Annotated in this window: 16 protein-coding genes; 13 read left to right on the forward strand and 3 right to left on the reverse strand. The window is 38.3% G+C overall.

The window, feature by feature from the left end; translation table 11 throughout:
• Positions 1–334: 334 nt before the first annotated feature.
• Together JOC31_RS03885 and JOC31_RS03890 are read left to right on the forward strand one after the other, a co-directional pair.
• Positions 335–574, forward strand: a complete 240-nt coding sequence (locus tag JOC31_RS03885; RefSeq protein WP_205016858.1) for a DNA cytosine methyltransferase — start codon at positions 335–337, stop codon at positions 572–574.
• Between the two features lie 452 nt (positions 575–1026).
• Positions 1027–1452, forward strand: coding sequence for a YjdF family protein (locus tag JOC31_RS03890; protein WP_205016859.1), 426 nt, complete (start codon positions 1027–1029; stop codon positions 1450–1452).
• 160 nt (positions 1453–1612) lie between these two features.
• Here the strand turns inward: JOC31_RS03890 and mnmE are convergent, their stop codons facing one another.
• Together mnmE and JOC31_RS03900 are read right to left on the reverse strand one after the other, a co-directional pair.
• Positions 1613–2980: a tRNA uridine-5-carboxymethylaminomethyl(34) synthesis GTPase MnmE gene (mnmE, locus tag JOC31_RS03895; protein ID WP_205016860.1), complete on the reverse strand. Its 1368-nt coding sequence runs from the start codon at positions 2978–2980 to the stop codon at positions 1613–1615.
• A gap of 126 nt (positions 2981–3106) precedes the next feature.
• Positions 3107–3835, reverse strand: a complete 729-nt coding sequence (locus JOC31_RS03900) for an XRE family transcriptional regulator (protein ID WP_205016861.1) — start codon at positions 3833–3835, stop codon at positions 3107–3109.
• 174 nt (positions 3836–4009) lie between these two features.
• Here JOC31_RS03900 and rpiA point away from each other — a divergent pair, with 174 nt between their 5' ends.
• The 6 genes from rpiA to glf all read left to right on the forward strand — a co-directional run bounded on the left by rpiA (position 4010) and on the right by glf (position 9566).
• A complete protein-coding gene (gene rpiA / locus JOC31_RS03905) occupies positions 4010–4681 on the forward strand; it encodes a ribose-5-phosphate isomerase RpiA (RefSeq protein ID WP_205016862.1) in 672 nt (223 codons plus the stop codon).
• A 50-nt stretch (positions 4682–4731) separates the two neighbouring features.
• Positions 4732–5943, forward strand: coding sequence for a phosphopentomutase (locus JOC31_RS03910; protein ID WP_205016863.1), 1212 nt, complete (start codon positions 4732–4734; stop codon positions 5941–5943).
• Positions 5944–5955: 12 nt separating this feature from the next.
• Positions 5956–6765: a purine-nucleoside phosphorylase gene (locus tag JOC31_RS03915; RefSeq protein ID WP_205016864.1), complete on the forward strand. Its 810-nt coding sequence runs from the start codon at positions 5956–5958 to the stop codon at positions 6763–6765.
• Between the two features lie 26 nt (positions 6766–6791).
• Positions 6792–7505: a glutamine amidotransferase-related protein gene (locus JOC31_RS03920; protein ID WP_205016865.1), complete on the forward strand. Its 714-nt coding sequence runs from the start codon at positions 6792–6794 to the stop codon at positions 7503–7505.
• Positions 7506–7568: 63 nt separating this feature from the next.
• Positions 7569–8282: a purine-nucleoside phosphorylase gene (gene deoD / locus JOC31_RS03925; protein ID WP_205016866.1), complete on the forward strand. Its 714-nt coding sequence runs from the start codon at positions 7569–7571 to the stop codon at positions 8280–8282.
• A gap of 171 nt (positions 8283–8453) precedes the next feature.
• Positions 8454–9566, forward strand: coding sequence for a UDP-galactopyranose mutase (gene glf, locus JOC31_RS03930; RefSeq protein ID WP_205016867.1), 1113 nt, complete (start codon positions 8454–8456; stop codon positions 9564–9566).
• 81 nt (positions 9567–9647) lie between these two features.
• Here glf and JOC31_RS03935 read toward each other — a convergent pair whose 3' ends face one another.
• Positions 9648–10559 (reverse strand): LysR family transcriptional regulator, encoded by a 912-nt coding sequence (locus JOC31_RS03935; protein ID WP_205016868.1) that lies wholly within the window; start codon positions 10557–10559, stop codon positions 9648–9650.
• A 140-nt stretch (positions 10560–10699) separates the two neighbouring features.
• On the opposite strand from JOC31_RS03935, the gene cpsA reads away from it, so the two are divergent.
• The 5 genes from cpsA to JOC31_RS03960 all read left to right on the forward strand — a co-directional run bounded on the left by cpsA (position 10700) and on the right by JOC31_RS03960 (position 15887).
• Positions 10700–12172 carry an LCP family glycopolymer transferase CpsA gene (cpsA, locus tag JOC31_RS03940; protein WP_239551644.1) on the forward strand — a complete coding sequence of 491 codons (1473 nt, stop codon included), beginning with the start codon at positions 10700–10702 and terminating at the stop codon, positions 12170–12172.
• A 1-nt stretch (position 12173) separates the two neighbouring features.
• On the forward strand, positions 12174–12908 hold the full coding sequence (gene cps4B / locus JOC31_RS03945) for a capsular polysaccharide biosynthesis protein Cps4B (RefSeq protein ID WP_205016870.1): 735 nt from the start codon (positions 12174–12176) through the stop codon (positions 12906–12908).
• Positions 12909–12928: 20 nt separating this feature from the next.
• Positions 12929–13612 carry a Wzz/FepE/Etk N-terminal domain-containing protein gene (locus JOC31_RS03950; RefSeq protein WP_205016871.1) on the forward strand — a complete coding sequence of 228 codons (684 nt, stop codon included), beginning with the start codon at positions 12929–12931 and terminating at the stop codon, positions 13610–13612.
• Between the two features lie 13 nt (positions 13613–13625).
• The gene (locus JOC31_RS03955; RefSeq protein WP_205016872.1) at positions 13626–14363 is read left to right on the forward strand and encodes a tyrosine-protein kinase; all 738 of its coding nucleotides are present in this window, start codon (positions 13626–13628) and stop codon (positions 14361–14363) included.
• Between the two features lie 429 nt (positions 14364–14792).
• Positions 14793–15887: an NAD-dependent epimerase/dehydratase family protein gene (locus JOC31_RS03960; protein WP_205016873.1), complete on the forward strand. Its 1095-nt coding sequence runs from the start codon at positions 14793–14795 to the stop codon at positions 15885–15887.
• The last annotated feature ends 38 nt before the right edge of the window (positions 15888–15925 follow it).

The following is a 15925-nucleotide window of genomic DNA, read 5'->3' on the forward strand; positions in this document are numbered from 1 at the left end:
ACGAATCAAAGCAAAACTAAAAGGACTTAGTCCTGTGCAATACAGAACTAAATCCCTTCAATAAATATAGTGTCCAACTTTTTGGGGTCAGTACATTACAAGGCTTTTTGTCGTATAGGGGGTAAGTATCAGAGTGAGAGTACAAGTTGAGTGTCTTGATGTGATAGCCTGATAGGGTTGTCAATCTATTTCCATAAAACCCTTGGGGTGCAACTTATTTCCATAAACTGGGGGTTAATGGGAATAAAAAGTAACCTCTTGATTTTGAATTGTAAAATCCATGTTTTGAATAGCTTAATGTGCTATAATTAATTTTAAACGAAAGGAAAGTTATGTGAAAAAAGCTATTTCTTTATTTTCAAGTATAAGTGTCGCTGAATACTACTTAAAGGATATCGGAATAGATGCTATACTTGCAAATGAAATCGAAGAGAAGAGGGCTGTTGCTCATAAAAACATTTATCCAGAAACAAAAGTTATATCTGGAGATGTCACGGATAGTAATGTGCGAAATGAAATTTTAGATTTTGTTTCAAATGAAAAAATTGATATACTGATTGCCACTCCACACTAGGAGTTTTATGTTATAATCAAGCTGGCTTATGTATAGCTAACGATTAATTTGTCCAAGAATATATACCTAGAATGATTATAGAACGAGCAGCACCGGTAAAATGTTGGGGTGCGATTCCTATAAGCAGCACTGAGGCTTATATAAAGCGGACTCAAACTTTTAAAGGTTCAATTGATAAGGGATAATTTAAACATGCCATTGAAGTCAAGTTTGTAGGGACTTTGGATCATGATGAAAATCCAACTAGACTTAACAAGAGATTGATTATTGGTGAGAAAGAGTTGGATATGTACTATATTACTGCAAGGATAAATTAGAATGATAGTTTTACCTAAAAATACCTAAAGGATGCCGTACGCAACTACTGAATTTATTCGTGGAGGACACAATGTAATCTATGAATTCCCTAAATTAATAGGTAGTTCTATCGCTCGTTTTATGGAGGAAAGATTATGAAATTAACTGTTTTTTTTGAGAACGCTTTTTGGTATGGCTTAATTGAATATATGGATAATAATCATTATAAAGTTATTAAACATCTATTTGGTAGTGAACCTAAAGATTTTGAGATTTTTGAATTTATTTATGAAAAATTGCCTCGTCTTATAGATGAAAATAATAAGATTGTAGTGTCGTCTTCTGCGATAAAATCAGTACCAAAAGATAAAAAAATCAATCCCAAAAGAATGCAAAGGGAGATAAATAAAGCAAAAAACAAGCCGGTAGTATCTACTAAAGCACAAATGGAATTATCCAAGGTTCATGAATTGATAAAGAAAGAAAAAAGAGCAAATAGAAAAAAGCATAAAGAGGAAATGAAAGAGCGTCAATTTCAGTTAAAGAAAGAAAAACGCATGGAGAAAAGAAAAGGACACTAAATATGTTAAATAGAATTGTCCTTATTACAGGTATCAATCGCTTTGGCACGATGCCTTGGTAAAAAAGTGAAAATGGTTAAATCAAAGTAAAGTGATAATAAAAAGCCTGAAGTCATCATAATCTAGACGACTTCAGGCTTTTTTACTGAGTTCCAACGGTTTATTTTCCTAGGCAGAATTGGCTAAATAGCTGAGTAATCAATTCGTCAGGAGCAGCATCGCCAGTGATTTCTCCTAAGATCTCCCAAGTTCTGGTCATATCTACTTGAAGCAAATCAACTGGCATTCCTAATTCTAGACCATCAGTGACGGCAGAAAGACTTTGGACCGCTTGCTCAATTAAGCTAATGTGACGGGCATTAGAAAGATAGGTCGCATCTTTTTCAACAGCAGCTGCATTATCAAAGAAAAGTTGATTAATGCGGTCTTCGATTTGGTCAATATTTTGATTCTCTAAAACAGAGATAGGAATAAGGTCATCTGGCAGTAGGTCTCGTTCAATTTGTTGTTCCAGATCAGTCTTATTCAGTAAGATAATGCGATTGCTCTCTTGACTAATAGCTAGCAGTTGTTTATCTTGCTCTGTCAATTTTTCAGAAGCATTGAACACAAGTAGTACCAAATCAGCTTCTTCTAGAGCTTTTTTAGAACGCTCCACACCAATTTTCTCGACAACATCGTCAGTTTCTCTGATACCAGCTGTATCTACGAGCTTGAGAGGAACTCCTTTGATGTTGACGTACTCTTCAATGATATCACGTGTTGTTCCTTCAATATCGGTAACGATTGCTTTCTCCTCTCTCAGTAAGTTATTGAGGAGGCTTGATTTACCAACATTAGGTCGACCAATAATAGCAGTTGCTAAACCTTCACGAAGGATTTTACCACGTTTTGCAGTACGTAGCAGACCTTCTAACAAGTCTTTGAATTCACTTGTTTTTTCAGCCATGAGGGCAGTCGTCATTTCTTCGACATCGTCATATTCTGGATAGTCGATGTTGACCTCTACTTGGGCTAGCGTGTTTAGAATTTCTTGGCGAGTGTTGTCAATCAAGTGTTTTAGAGAGCCATCTAATTGAGAGACAGCGACAGCCATTGCCTTGTCGGTCTTGGCACGAATGAGATCCATGACAGCCTCTGCCTGAGTCAGGTCAACACGACCATTCAAGAAAGCACGCTTAGTAAATTCACCAGGTTCAGCCATCCTAGCTCCGCTTCGTAAAGCAAGTTGAAGGATCTCGTTAGTTACTGCCAGTCCACCGTGTGTATTAATCTCAACAACGTCTTCTCGTGTGAAGGTTTTAGGTGAGCGCATAACGCTAAGCATTACTTCATCGATGACTTGGTCGTTTTCAATGATATGACCGTAGTTGATAGTATGTGAAGCGACGTTTTCTAAGTTTTTTCCTTTAAAAATCTGGTTAGCGATTGCAATAGCATCTGTTCCAGAAAGTCGGACGATACCAATGGCCCCTTCACCAAGAGGAGTGGCGATGGCAGCAATTGTATCAAATTCTTTGGTTATCATATTTCTCCTTTAATTACACTATTTTACAAGGTTTGCCCCAATTCTGCCCCAAATAATGTTTTGACTGTTTCAAAATCAGTCTTTTCTTTCTCTTTGAGTAGGTCTGAGTCAGGAAATCCCTTAAAGTCAGATGGTTACGGTTGAGTCACGGCCGACAACGGTAAAGATTCGAATGTGCTCCCCGTCACTAGGTGGAAAGGGAATCAAAATATCATCGTAGTCGGGATTAATGGAGACCAATCGGAGCAGTTCTTTTTCGAGATAAACTCGTTTTAGGAAGGTTCTATCATTGACAGCGACAGCACAAACCTCCCCGTTGTAACGAGAGAATCCTCTATCGGCTAGGTAGACAATATCACCATTTCGAAAATCAGGAGACATAGAGTCCCCGCTGACGATAGACGCTAAGTCATATCGAGGCGGTTGATTGGGGACTTGTACAGTTTGATAATCGTAGTCATTAAAAGCATAGCCCAGTCCAGCTGCCAGTTTTGTGACCGCTTTAACAGAATAAGTTCCTTTTCCATCAGAAACTTCCTGAGCTAGCTGGTTTTCAAGCTCTTCCTGCATCAAGTGAAAGACTTTTTCTTGTCTCTGATCCTCAAGCTGATAGTAGAGTTTTGTCAGTTGTTCGGTAGCTTGATCTGCCTCAAGTCCCAGTAAATAGTTGCAGTCTATAGCCAGGGCTTTGGCGAAGTCCGTAGCTCGGTTGAGGGGAAATTCACGATTGCCATTGAGGTAGGCAGAGACAGCTGACTTTGCCATACCAACCTGTCTAGCCAGCTCGCTCAGAGACATTTGTTGTGCTTCTTTTTCTTGACAGATTAGTTTGATAATCTCTTGATTGGATCTCATGTAAACCTCTTTTTCTACTTGGATTTTTATTATTATACCATCGTTCTCAAAAAAGAACAAGTTTCGAGAGTTAAGGAAGCTAGTATCTATAACTTCTGACTTTTCAGGTTACAAGTTTACGCTTTCATGATATAATGAATAGGATGATGTCAAACTATTCAAATGGAGGAAGTCATGGAAGAATTGAAAAAAATTGCCGGTGTCACGGCTGCGCAGTATGTTAAAGATGGCATGATTGTTGGACTAGGAACAGGTTCAACAGCCTATTACTTCGTTGAAGAAATTGGTCGTCGTGTTAACGAGGAAGGTCTTCAAGTAATCGGTGTAACGACATCAAGTCGTACGACTGAACAAGCTCAAGGACTGGGAATCCCATTGAAAGCTGTCGATGACATCGATAGTATTGATGTTACTGTCGATGGTGCTGATGAAGTTGATCCAGACTTCAACGGTATCAAAGGAGGCGGTGGTGCATTGCTTATGGAAAAAATTGTAGCTACACCAACTAAAGAGTATATTTGGGTGGTTGATGAGAGCAAAATCGTTGATCATCTAGGTGCTTTTAAACTGCCAGTTGAGGTTGTTCAATATGGTGCGGAGCGTATTTTCCGTGAGTTTGAAGCTAAAGGCTACAAACCATCTTTCCGTGAGACGGAACAAGGTCGTTTTATCACAGATATGAAGAATTTTATTATCGATCTTGACCTTGGTCGCATCGATAACCCAGTTGCTTTTGGCAAAGAGCTTAAAGCAATGACGGGTGTTGTTGACCATGGTCTCTTTAATGGAATGGTTGATAAAGTGATTGTCGCAGGTAAAGCCGGCGTCACTATTTTAGAAAAATAATAATATAGGTTTTGGGTGCTAACCGTAACCACCCTTAGAAAGAATATAAAATGCCTAAATTTAATCGTATTCACTTAGTTGTACTTGATTCTGTCGGAATCGGTGCAGCTCCAGATGCAAATAACTTCGTCAATGCCGGTGTGCCAGATGGAGCTTCTGATACCCTTGGTCATATTTCAAAAACAGTTGGGCTTAATGTCCCAAATATGGCTAAGATTGGTCTTGGAAATATTCCGCGAGAAACACCTCTTAAAACTGTACCTGCCGAAGAAAATCCAACAGGTTACGTGACAAAATTAGAAGAAGTATCACTCGGTAAAGATACTATGACCGGTCACTGGGAAATCATGGGTCTTAATATCACTGAGCCTTTTGATACTTTCTGGGATGGCTTCCCTGAAGAAATCTTGACTAAAATTGAAGAATTTTCAGGTCGTAAGGTCATCCGTGAAGCCAACAAACCTTATTCTGGAACAGCAGTTATTGATGACTTTGGCCCACGTCAAATGGAGACGGGCGAGTTGATTATCTACACGTCAGCTGACCCAGTCCTTCAAATCGCTGCCCACGAGGACATTATTCCTCTTGAGGAGCTTTACCGTATCTGTGAGTACGCTCGTAGCATCACATTAGAGCGCCCAGCGCTTCTTGGTCGTATCATTGCTCGTCCTTATGTAGGTGAACCTGGAAACTTTACACGTACAGCAAATCGTCGTGATTTAGCGGTGTCACCTTTCCAACCAACGGTATTGAACAAGTTGGATGAAGCAGGTGTTGATGTTTATTCCGTTGGTAAAATCTCTGATATTTTCAACGGCTCTGGTATCAACCACGATATGGGACATAATAAATCAAATAGCCATGGTGTCGATACCCTTATTAAGACCATGGGCTTAGAGGAGTTCCAAGAAGGTTTCTCATTCACCAATTTGGTTGATTTTGATGCCCTTTATGGTCACCGCCGTAATGCCCATGGCTACCGTGATTGTTTGCATGAATTTGATGAACGTTTGCCTGAGATTATTGCTGCTATGCGTCAAGATGACCTTCTTCTCATCACGGCAGACCACGGAAACGATCCGACCTATGCAGGAACAGACCACACGCGTGAGTACATTCCTCTCTTGGCTTATAGCCCAGCATTCACAGGAAATGGTGTCATTCCACAAGGTCATTTTGCAGATATCTCAGCAACGATCGCTGACAACTTCGGTGTTGATACAGCTATGATTGGTCAATCATTCTTGAGTGAGTTGAAATAAGAAGGGGTTCATATGTCATTACTTGAAAATATTCGTGTTACACAAGCTTTTCTTGAGAGCAAAGGTATTGAAAAACCAGAATTTGGATTGATTTTGGGTTCTGGTCTTGGTGAGCTAGCTGAAGAAATCGCTGACGCTATCGTTATTGACTACGCTGATATTCCAAACTGGGGTCAGTCAACAGTTGTCGGTCACGCTGGGAAATTGGTTTATGGTGACCTAGCCGGACGCAAGGTCTTAGCACTTCAAGGGCGTTTCCACTTTTACGAGGGAAATCCGCTTGAAACGGTGACTTTTCCCGTTCGTGTCATGAAAGCACTTGGTTGTGAGGGTGTCATTGTCACTAACGCTGCTGGTGGTATCGGCTTCGGTCCTGGTACCCTTATGGCAATTACAGACCACATCAACATGACAGGTCAAAACCCATTGATTGGTGAAAATTTGGACGAATTTGGTCCACGTTTCCCAGATATGTCAAATGCTTATACACCAGCCTATCGTGAAAAAGCTCACGCTGTTGCTGATAAACTCGGTATCAAACTTGATGACGGTGTCTATATTGGTGTGACAGGTCCGACCTACGAAACACCTGCTGAGATTCGTGCCTTCAAGACCCTTGGAGCAGATGCTGTTGGTATGTCAACTGTTCCAGAGGTTATCGTGGCAGCTCACTCAGGTCTTAAAGTTCTTGGTATCTCAGCGATTACTAACCATGCTGCAGGTTTCCAAGAGGAGCTTAACCACGCAGAAGTGGTAGAAGTGACTGAGCGCATCAAAGAAGATTTCAAAGGACTTGTTAAGGCTATTTTGGCAGAACTATAAACTTTTTATAGGGTTAAGGAGGGAAAATGCGCATTCATTTTATTTTACATGAAAGCTTCGAGCAGCCCGCGGCTTACTTAGACTGGGCGCTTGACCGTGGCCACGAGGTTAGCACAACCAAGGTTTACGAGGGAGATATTCTTCCAAGTTCTTCGACGGGTATCGATATGTTGATCGTTATGGGAGGTCCACAAAGTCCAGATGAAGATCTCGTCAATTTTCCTTATTATCATCCGCAAGCAGAAATCGCTTTAATCCAAGATTTTATTAACCGCGATAAGCCTGTTGTCGGTGTTTGTCTGGGAGCTCAGCTCCTTGGTGTTGCTTACGGCGCAGCTTATGAACATAGCCCAGAGAAAGAAATTGGCGTCTTTCCGATTGAACTGACCAAAGACGGGCTAGCTGATGAAAACTTCAGTTCTTTTGGGAAAGAACTTCCAGTTGGACACTGGCACGGTGACATGCCAGGATTAACCGAAGACGCACGAGTCTTGGCAACCAGCAAAGGTTGTCCACGCCAGATTGTCCGTTACTCTCCGAGACATTATGGGTTTCAATGTCATCTGGAATTTAACCCAGAAGTGCTTCCAGCTTTGATTGCAAGCGAGGAGGATTTGGAAAAAGGTAGCCAAGATTTTCCTTTTATCCAAGATGCCGAGACGATCTTAGCGTTTGATTACGGTCAAATGAATAAGGCTCTCTTTGACTTTTTAGACTGTTTAACACAGTCGACTGACTAATAAAACTATAAACTAGAAAGGGCAGAGTATTTTTGTTAAAAATGCTCTGAATGATCAATCATTATGTCAATCCATATTGCTGCTCAGCAAGGTCAAATTGCTGATAAAATTCTTCTTCCTGGAGATCCTTTGCGTGCTAAATTCATCGCAGAGAATTTCCTAGAAGACGCTGTTTGTTTCAATGAAGTCCGTAACATGTTTGGTTACACAGGTACTTACAAAGGTCATCGTGTCTCTGTTATGGGAACTGGTATGGGGATGCCTTCTATCTCTATTTATGCACGTGAGTTGATTGTTGACTACGGTGTGAAAAAATTGATTCGTGTGGGTACAGCTGGTTCACTTAACAAAGATGTTCACGTGCGTGAGCTTGTTCTTGCTCAAGCAGCTGCGACAAACTCAAATATCATCCGTAACGATTTCCCAGAGTACGATTTCCCTCAAATCGCTAACTTTGACTTACTCGATAAAGCTTACCACATTGCTAAAGACATGGGTATCACTACTCACGTTGGTAATGTTTTGTCTTCTGATGTCTTCTACTCAAATATGCCAGAGCGTAACATGAAACTGGGTGAGCTTGGGGTTCAAGCAGTAGAAATGGAAGCAGCAGCCCTTTATTATCTGGCAGCTCAGCACGGTGTTGATGCTCTTGCCATCATGACTATCTCAGACAGCCTTGTCAATCCAGATGAGGATACAACAGCAGAGGAACGTCAAAATACTTTCACAGATATGATGAAGGTAGGTTTAGAAACGCTTATTTCTGAAAACTAAGCAGAGATTTTGAAGTTTTATTAAGGATGTATAGAACGTAACCACAAGTGGTTGTTCTATACTCCTTTTTTGATTTGTAAATTAATAAATTAAGATATTTGATTTTATAATCTATAAATGCTATACTAAAAAAAGAATGAGAACACATGTTCTTAATGAAGGAGAGATAAGTTGTCAACATATGATTATTTAGTAGTAGGTTCAGGTTTGTTTGGTGCTGTTTTTGCACACGAAGCAGCTAAACAAGGTAAGAAGGTGAAAGTGATTGAAAAGAGAGAGCATATCGCTGGAAATATCTATACTAAAGAAGTAGACGGAATTCAAGTACATCAGTATGGAGCTCATATTTTCCACACTTCAGATAAGGCTATCTGGGATTACATTAACCAGTTCGCTGAATTTAATCGCTACACCAATTCACCAGTAGCTAACTATAAGGGTGAAATCTATAACCTTCCATTTAATATGAATACCTTCAATAAATTGTGGGGAGTGGTAACACCTCAAGAAGCACAAGAAAAAATTGAGGAACAACGTGCCGTTCTTGCAGGTAAAACACCTGAAAACTTGGAAGAACAAGCGATTTCATTGGTCGGAACAGATATCTACGAAAAACTGATTAAAGACTATACCATGAAACAATGGGGTAAAGAATGTACAGAACTTCCTGCCTTTATCATTCGTCGATTACCAGTTCGTTTCACTTATGATAACAATTATTTCAACGATACTTACCAAGGTATTCCAATTGGTGGTTATACACAGATTATCGAAAAAATGTTAGCACATGACAATATTGACGTAGAGGTAAATGTTGACTTCTTCGCTGACAAAGAATACTATATGTCAGAGTTTCCTAAGGTAGTCTTCACTGGTATGATTGACCAATTCTTCAACTACGAATTAGGAGAGTTAGAATACCGTAGCCTTCGTTTTGAAACAGAAAGTTTACCTGTTTCTAACTATCAAGGTAATGCAGTAGTCAACTATACAGATGCAGAAACACCTTATACTCGTATTATTGAGCATAAGCATTTCGAATTTGGACAGCAAGACTCAACAATTATTACTAAAGAGTACTCAAAAACTTGGACTAAGGGTGATGAACCGTATTACCCTGTCAATAATGACCGTAACAACAAGCTCTACAAAGCCTATAAAGCTCTAGCTGAGCAAGAAGAGAAGGTTATTTTTGGCGGACGCCTTGGACATTATCGTTATTATGATATGCATCAAGTTATTGCAGCAGCCTTACAATGTGTTCGTAATGAAGTCTTGGATTAATAGCGTAGAAGAATTGAAAAAAGCCACTGTTTTTTGATAACAGTGGCTTTGTCATGAGAAGTAATTATTTATCTTAGTTGTTTAATGATTTTCAAATCGGACTTCCTCTAGTAGGTAATCGATGAAGCGTTTACCCATCTTAGATAAATTAGCTTTTTCATGTTTGATGTAAATAATATCGATATCATCCTCAACTGCTAATGGGATAGATACGATATTATCACCATTCAAGTTACTATTTAAAATACCTGTTGCAATGGTATAGCCATCCAGTCCAATAAGCAGATTGAAGAGCGTAGCACGGTCACTGACTACGATAGATTTTTTGTGTGAGATTTGAGACATAATCTCTTCTGAGAAGTAGAAGGAGTTATGTATGCCTTGGTCATAGCTGAGGTATGGAAATTCCTCTAAATCACTGAGGTGAACGACTGTCTTGTCAGCTAGAGGATTTGATTTGCTTACAAAGATATGGGGACGAGCTCGAAAAAGACTGATATAGGTCAAATGATTGTCATCAAACATTTTTGTTAAGACATCCCTATTGTAGCTGTTAAGGAAAAGAACCCCAATCTCTGAGCGGAAATTTTTAACGTCGTCGATAATTTCCCAGGTTCTGGTTTCACGAAGGAATAACTCATAACGAGACATGTCTGCATTTTTGAGTAGAGAGACGAAGGCGTTGACGACAAAGGCATAATGCTGAGCAGAGACGCTAAAAAGTTCTCGAGTTTCAGATTTGCTTTTGTAACGTTCCTCTAGCAAAGCTGTCTGTTCGACAACTTGTCTTGCATAGGAAAGAAATTCAACACCGTCTTTTGTTAAAGTGATTCCTTTAGGGTTTCGTATGAAAATATCAATCCCCATCTCTCGCTCTAAATCACGCACAGCGTTAGATAGACTGGGTTGAGTGATGAACAACTGCTTGGCGGCCTCGTTCATACTTCCTGTTTCGACAATTTTGATAATATAATGTAATTGTTGGATACGCATACCTTTATTGTAACATAAAAAGAGGAGCTATTTTTGAAAACTTGCCTTAAATAAGATGGTTTTTGAAAAAGATTTGCAATTCTAATGTAAAACAGTTATAATTATAGTAATAATTTTATGGAATTAAAATGGAGATAACTATGACAAAAAAGTCTAGAAGTGCAGGACGTCAGTCTAGTCATAGACCGAAAAAAATTCATACAGGTGTTAATATTGCATTGCTTATTCTTTATGCAGTATTATCAGCTATTGCCCTATTTCTAATGTTTAAATACCAATTTTTGGCATTTAGGCACCTCAACATTATTGTAACGGCAGGATTAGGCTTTATTTTCTTAACCTCAGCTTTTACAATTTTATTTAAAAAATGGCAAACAGGAACATCGGTCATCCTAGTCTTAAGTTCATTGCTAAGTTTGTTGTTAGTATTAGGTTTTCGATCTACGATTGGTGTAGCCAATAAACTAAACGAAACAGCTTCTTATTCAGAAGTCGAGATGAGCGTAGTAGTGCCAAAAGATAGTACGATAACAGATGTTTCTCAGCTTACCTCGGTTCAAGCGCCGACAGACAATGATTCTGCTAATATAACGGCTTTGATAAATCAAATACGTAAAGAAAAGACAGTGACTTTGGCGACAGAGACGGTATCTTCTTATCAAGAGGCCTATAAAAATATCATATCTGGTTCTAGCTCTGCTATGGTGATGAATAGTGCCTACTCAGCCTTGCTAGAATTATCAGATGCTAATTATGCTTCTAACATCAAAGAAATTTACCATTATACCGTCAAGACATCTAAGGCAACAAATAAAAAGCAACCTACGGATGCTAATGTCTTTAATATCTATATCAGCGGTATTGATACCTATGGTTCCATTTCAACGGTATCACGCTCGGATGTTAATATCATTTTAACGGTCAATATGAACACCCATAAGATATTGATGACAACAACTCCTCGAGATTCTTATGTTCAAATTCCAGACCGAGGGGCTAACCAATATGACAAGTTAACGCATGCTGGTATCTATGGTGTTGAAACATCTGAAAAAACACTGGAGAATCTTTATGATATTCCAATTGATTATTACGCTCGTATCAATTTCACCTCTTTCCTTAATCTCATAGATGCGGTTGGGGGAGTAACGGTTTACAATGACCAAGCCTTTACGAGTTTACATGGTAATTATCAATTTGATGTTGGAAATGTTACTTTAAACTCGGATAAAGCTCTAGGATTTGTTCGTGAGCGTTATAGTCTTCAAAATGGTGATTACGATCGTGGAGAAAATCAATTGAAAGTAGTTCAAGCTATCATCAACAAATTGACTTCTTTGAGTTCGGTTTCAAGCTTTTCAACTATCATTTCTAGCCTTGAAAGTTCTGTTCAAACAGATATGTCTCTAGATGCAATGATGTCTCTTGCGAACACGCAATTAGATTCAAAGAAATCCTTCAAGATTACATCACAAGAAGTAACAGGAACAGGTTCGACAGGAACACTTGTTTCTTATGCGATGCCAACATCTAGCCTGTATATGATTCAACTAGATCAAACTAGCGTTTCTAATGCAGCACAAGCAATCAAAGATACGATGGCAGGTAAGTAAGATGATTGATATTCATTCACACATTATTTTTGATGTTGATGATGGCCCAAAGACATTAGATGAGAGCTTAGATTTGATTAGAGAATCTTACCGTCAGGGAGTTAGAAAAATCGTAGCAACCTCACACCGTCGCAAGGGGATGTTTGAGACAGCAGAGGATAAAATAGCTAGTAACTTTGAGTTGTTGAAACAAAGAGTGGACGAAGAGTTTAATTCTGACTTGCAACTATACTACGGCGGAGAGTTGTATTACACATCTGATATTCCTCAAAAGCTGGATGATAGGACGGTTCCTCGTATGGCAGACACAAGATTTGCTTTGATTGAATTCAGTATGAATACCCCGTGGTCAGACATACAGTCAGGATTGCGTCAAATTATTATGATGGGAGTAACTCCAATTGTTGCCCACATCGAGCGTTATGATGCGTTAGCTTTTAATCAGACTCGTGTGGAGGAGCTGATAAATATTGGGTGCTACACACAAATTAATAGCTCTCATGTATTGAAGCCGGGTCTTATCGGTGATAAGTACAAACGATTTAAAAAACGAGCTCATTATTTTTTAGATAGAGATTTGGTTCATTGTGTTGCAAGTGATATGCATAATTTGGATCAAAGACCTCCATATATGGAAAAGGCCTACCAAGTCATTTCGAAACGATATGGTAAGCAGCGAGCACAAGATCTTTTTTATAATAATCCGGAAGGATTGCTAGACAATACCTTTATTTAGCGTAATAGGAGAAAATAGGAATGGAAAACACTAATATTGAAATTGATGTTCTATACTTGTTAAAGAAACTTTGGAGCAAAAAATTTCTTATTATCTTTGTCGCAGCCATTGGTGCTGCTGTAGCACTTGTAGGTAGTCTCTTTTTAATGACGCCACAATATACTTCTACAACACGTATTTATGTTGTTAATAATTCAAAAGACAGTAACAGTATAACGACCTCTGATCTGCAAGCCGGTGACTATCTCGTTAACGACTATAAAGAAATCATCTCATCAAATGAAGTGTTACAAACAGTCGTTCAAAATGAAAATTTATCTATTTCATCTGGACAGTTATCAAAAATGTTAACAGTAACGATTCCTTCGGATACTCGTGTTATCTCTATTTCAGTTGAAAATAAGAATCCTCAGGAAGCAAGTGATTTAGCAAATGCAATTCGAGAAGTAGCGTCAGAAAAAATTAAGTCTGTCACAAAAGTTCAAGACGTGACAACACTTGAGGTTGCACAAGCTTCATCAAGTCCATCATCACCTAACGTGAAACGAAATGTTATGATTGGTTTGTTAGTTGGTGGATTTCTTTCTGTGGTCGTAGTTCTTTTAATGGAAGTACTTGATGACCGTGTGAAACGCCCAGAAGATATTGAAGAAGTTCTTGGTATGACATTGCTTGGTGTTGTTCCAAACACAGATAAATTATAAGAGGAGAAAGTGAATGGCTCAGCTTGAATTAGTCAGAAATAGAGCGCTTCAAATGAAGCAAACAGAAGAGTATTATAATAGTATTCGTACAAACATTCAATTTAGTGGTAATGACTTGAGAACAATAGTCATCACCTCTGTTCAACCAGGAGAGGGTAAATCTACAACAGCTACAAACTTAGCAATCTCATATGCCCGTGCAGGCTTTAGAACCCTTCTTGTTGATGCAGATACACGAAATTCAGTCATGTCAGGAGTCTTTAAAGCTACAGAACGTATTGATGGTCTAACAGCTTATTTATCAGGAAATGTTGAGTTATCTGATGTTATCTGTTCTACCAATGTTGAAAACTTGATGGTGATTACATCAGGGAAAATTCCACCAAATCCAACAAGTTTATTACAAAATTCAAACTTCGATTATATGATTGAGACAACACGTAACTTGTATGACGTTGTCATTGTTGACTCACCACCAATCGGACTTGTTGTTGATGCTGCTATTATTGCTCAAAAATGTGATGCAAGCTTCATGGTTACAGAAGCCGGTGCTATCAAGCGCCGTTATATTCAAAAAGCTAAGGCTCAAATGGAACAAAGTGGGGCACAGTTCTTAGGTATCGTATTGAATAAGTTTGATACTAAAGAAGCAACCTACGGATCATACGGAGCTTATGGCGATTACGGTAACTACGGCAAGCAGTTGGAGAAAAAGTCTAGCTCAAAAAAACGTCGTAAAAAAGACAAATAAAAGTAGAATTCATTATCAATGAGTGATATAAATCTAAAAGAGAGGGGCAATATTGCTCCTCTCTTTTAGATTTTAAAAATAAGCTGTATCTGTAGTGATGATTTGATACTAGTGGAGGTTACCGATTCCTAATGAATAACGAATTTGTGATATAATGTGATTAACGAATCGGGTGACGATGATAAAATTATTAAGATAGTAAATTGCAAATAGGAGTGAGACTTCAGAAGGATTTTTGCTATTATGAGAAACCGTTTTTATTGATATAGATTACCTACATTATACTTTATTTGTTTCGGGATGTTTATTTACTTTTACTGTCTAAATAATATTGAAAAGTATTGAAAAATATAGTATTCTATAAAATAGTGTTTGTTTAAAATATTTGAAATTTAAGATTAGACAAGTAGTCTTATAGGATAAGTTAATATGAAAAAGAAAAGAATTTTTGTAACTGGGGCAGCCGGGTTTATTGGTAGTAATCTTGTCATGGCGCTCTTGGCTAGTGACGGTGTTGAGCAAATTATTGGGTTAGATAATTTATCTGATTATTACGATGTTTCATTAAAAGATGAACGTTTAAAAAGAATTAACGAATTCTCTCAGAAACTTTTTTCAGATAAATGGGTGTTTATAAAAGGCTCTTTGGCTGATAAATCATTGATCGATTCCATTTTTGAAACTTACCAGCCGGATGTTGTGATTAATCTAGCTGCACAGGCTGGTGTGCGTTATTCGATTAAGAATCCAGATGCTTATATCGAAGCGAATGTTTTAGGCTTCTATAATATTTTAGAAGCTTGTCGACATTCTTACGATGATGGGAAGTCTGGGGTAGAGCACTTAATTTATGCATCATCGTCATCGGTTTATGGTTCAAATGCTAATATTCCATACAGCGTTGAAGATAAAGTTGATAATCCGGTGTCTTTGTATGCAGCAACTAAAAAATCCAATGAGTTGTTTGCTCATGCCTACTCAAAATTATATGGGATTCCGTCAACTGGTCTAAGGTTCTTTACAGTCTATGGACCAGCTGGTCGACCAGATATGGCTTATTTTGGATTTACTGATAAGTTGGTTAAGGGTGAGACCATTAATATTTTTAATTATGGAAATTGCCAACGAGATTTTACTTATATCGATGATATTATCGAAGGTATTATGAGAATTGTGTTTAACTCTTCTAACTTTGAAAAATCATCGCGTGAATCCTCCGATGTACCTTACAGGGTCTACAACATAGGAAATAGCAGTCCTGAAAATTTACTAGATTTTGTAACTATCTTAAAAGAGGAATTGGTTACAGCGAAGGTATTACCAGAGGATTTTGAATTAAATAAGCATATTAAGTTAGTTCCTATGCAACCTGGGGATGTTGAAAAGACTTTTGCAGATACCAGTGCCTTAGAAAAGGACTATGGCTTCAAACCAGAGACATCCCTGAGAGCTGGTTTACGCGAATTTGCGCAATGGTATTACCAATTCTTTATGCAAGCGAATTTGAGTGATTCAATAGATTAAGACATGAAAAAAAATTTATCAATTAAAATAAACTTCTT

Source organism: Streptococcus saliviloxodontae (assembly GCF_016908655.1).
Taxonomy (GTDB): Bacteria; Bacillota; Bacilli; order Lactobacillales; family Streptococcaceae; genus Streptococcus; species Streptococcus saliviloxodontae.

Coding starts and splice junctions, on each gene's coding strand:
- JOC31_RS03890 (WP_205016859.1), top strand. CDS start 1,027: ATGAAATTAACTGTTTTTTTTGAGAACGCTTTTTGGTATGGCTTAATT.
- mnmE (WP_205016860.1), bottom strand. CDS start 2,980: ATGATAACCAAAGAATTTGATACAATTGCTGCCATCGCCACTCCTCTT.
- JOC31_RS03900 (WP_205016861.1), bottom strand. CDS start 3,835: ATGAGATCCAATCAAGAGATTATCAAACTAATCTGTCAAGAAAAAGAA.
- rpiA (WP_205016862.1), top strand. CDS start 4,010: ATGGAAGAATTGAAAAAAATTGCCGGTGTCACGGCTGCGCAGTATGTT.
- JOC31_RS03910 (WP_205016863.1), top strand. CDS start 4,732: ATGCCTAAATTTAATCGTATTCACTTAGTTGTACTTGATTCTGTCGGA.
- JOC31_RS03915 (WP_205016864.1), top strand. CDS start 5,956: ATGTCATTACTTGAAAATATTCGTGTTACACAAGCTTTTCTTGAGAGC.
- JOC31_RS03920 (WP_205016865.1), top strand. CDS start 6,792: ATGCGCATTCATTTTATTTTACATGAAAGCTTCGAGCAGCCCGCGGCT.
- deoD (WP_205016866.1), top strand. CDS start 7,569: ATGTCAATCCATATTGCTGCTCAGCAAGGTCAAATTGCTGATAAAATT.
- JOC31_RS03935 (WP_205016868.1), bottom strand. CDS start 10,559: ATGCGTATCCAACAATTACATTATATTATCAAAATTGTCGAAACAGGA.
- cpsA (WP_239551644.1), top strand. CDS start 10,700: ATGACAAAAAAGTCTAGAAGTGCAGGACGTCAGTCTAGTCATAGACCG.
- cps4B (WP_205016870.1), top strand. CDS start 12,174: ATGATTGATATTCATTCACACATTATTTTTGATGTTGATGATGGCCCA.
- JOC31_RS03950 (WP_205016871.1), top strand. CDS start 12,929: ATGGAAAACACTAATATTGAAATTGATGTTCTATACTTGTTAAAGAAA.
- JOC31_RS03955 (WP_205016872.1), top strand. CDS start 13,626: ATGGCTCAGCTTGAATTAGTCAGAAATAGAGCGCTTCAAATGAAGCAA.
- JOC31_RS03960 (WP_205016873.1), top strand. CDS start 14,793: ATGAAAAAGAAAAGAATTTTTGTAACTGGGGCAGCCGGGTTTATTGGT.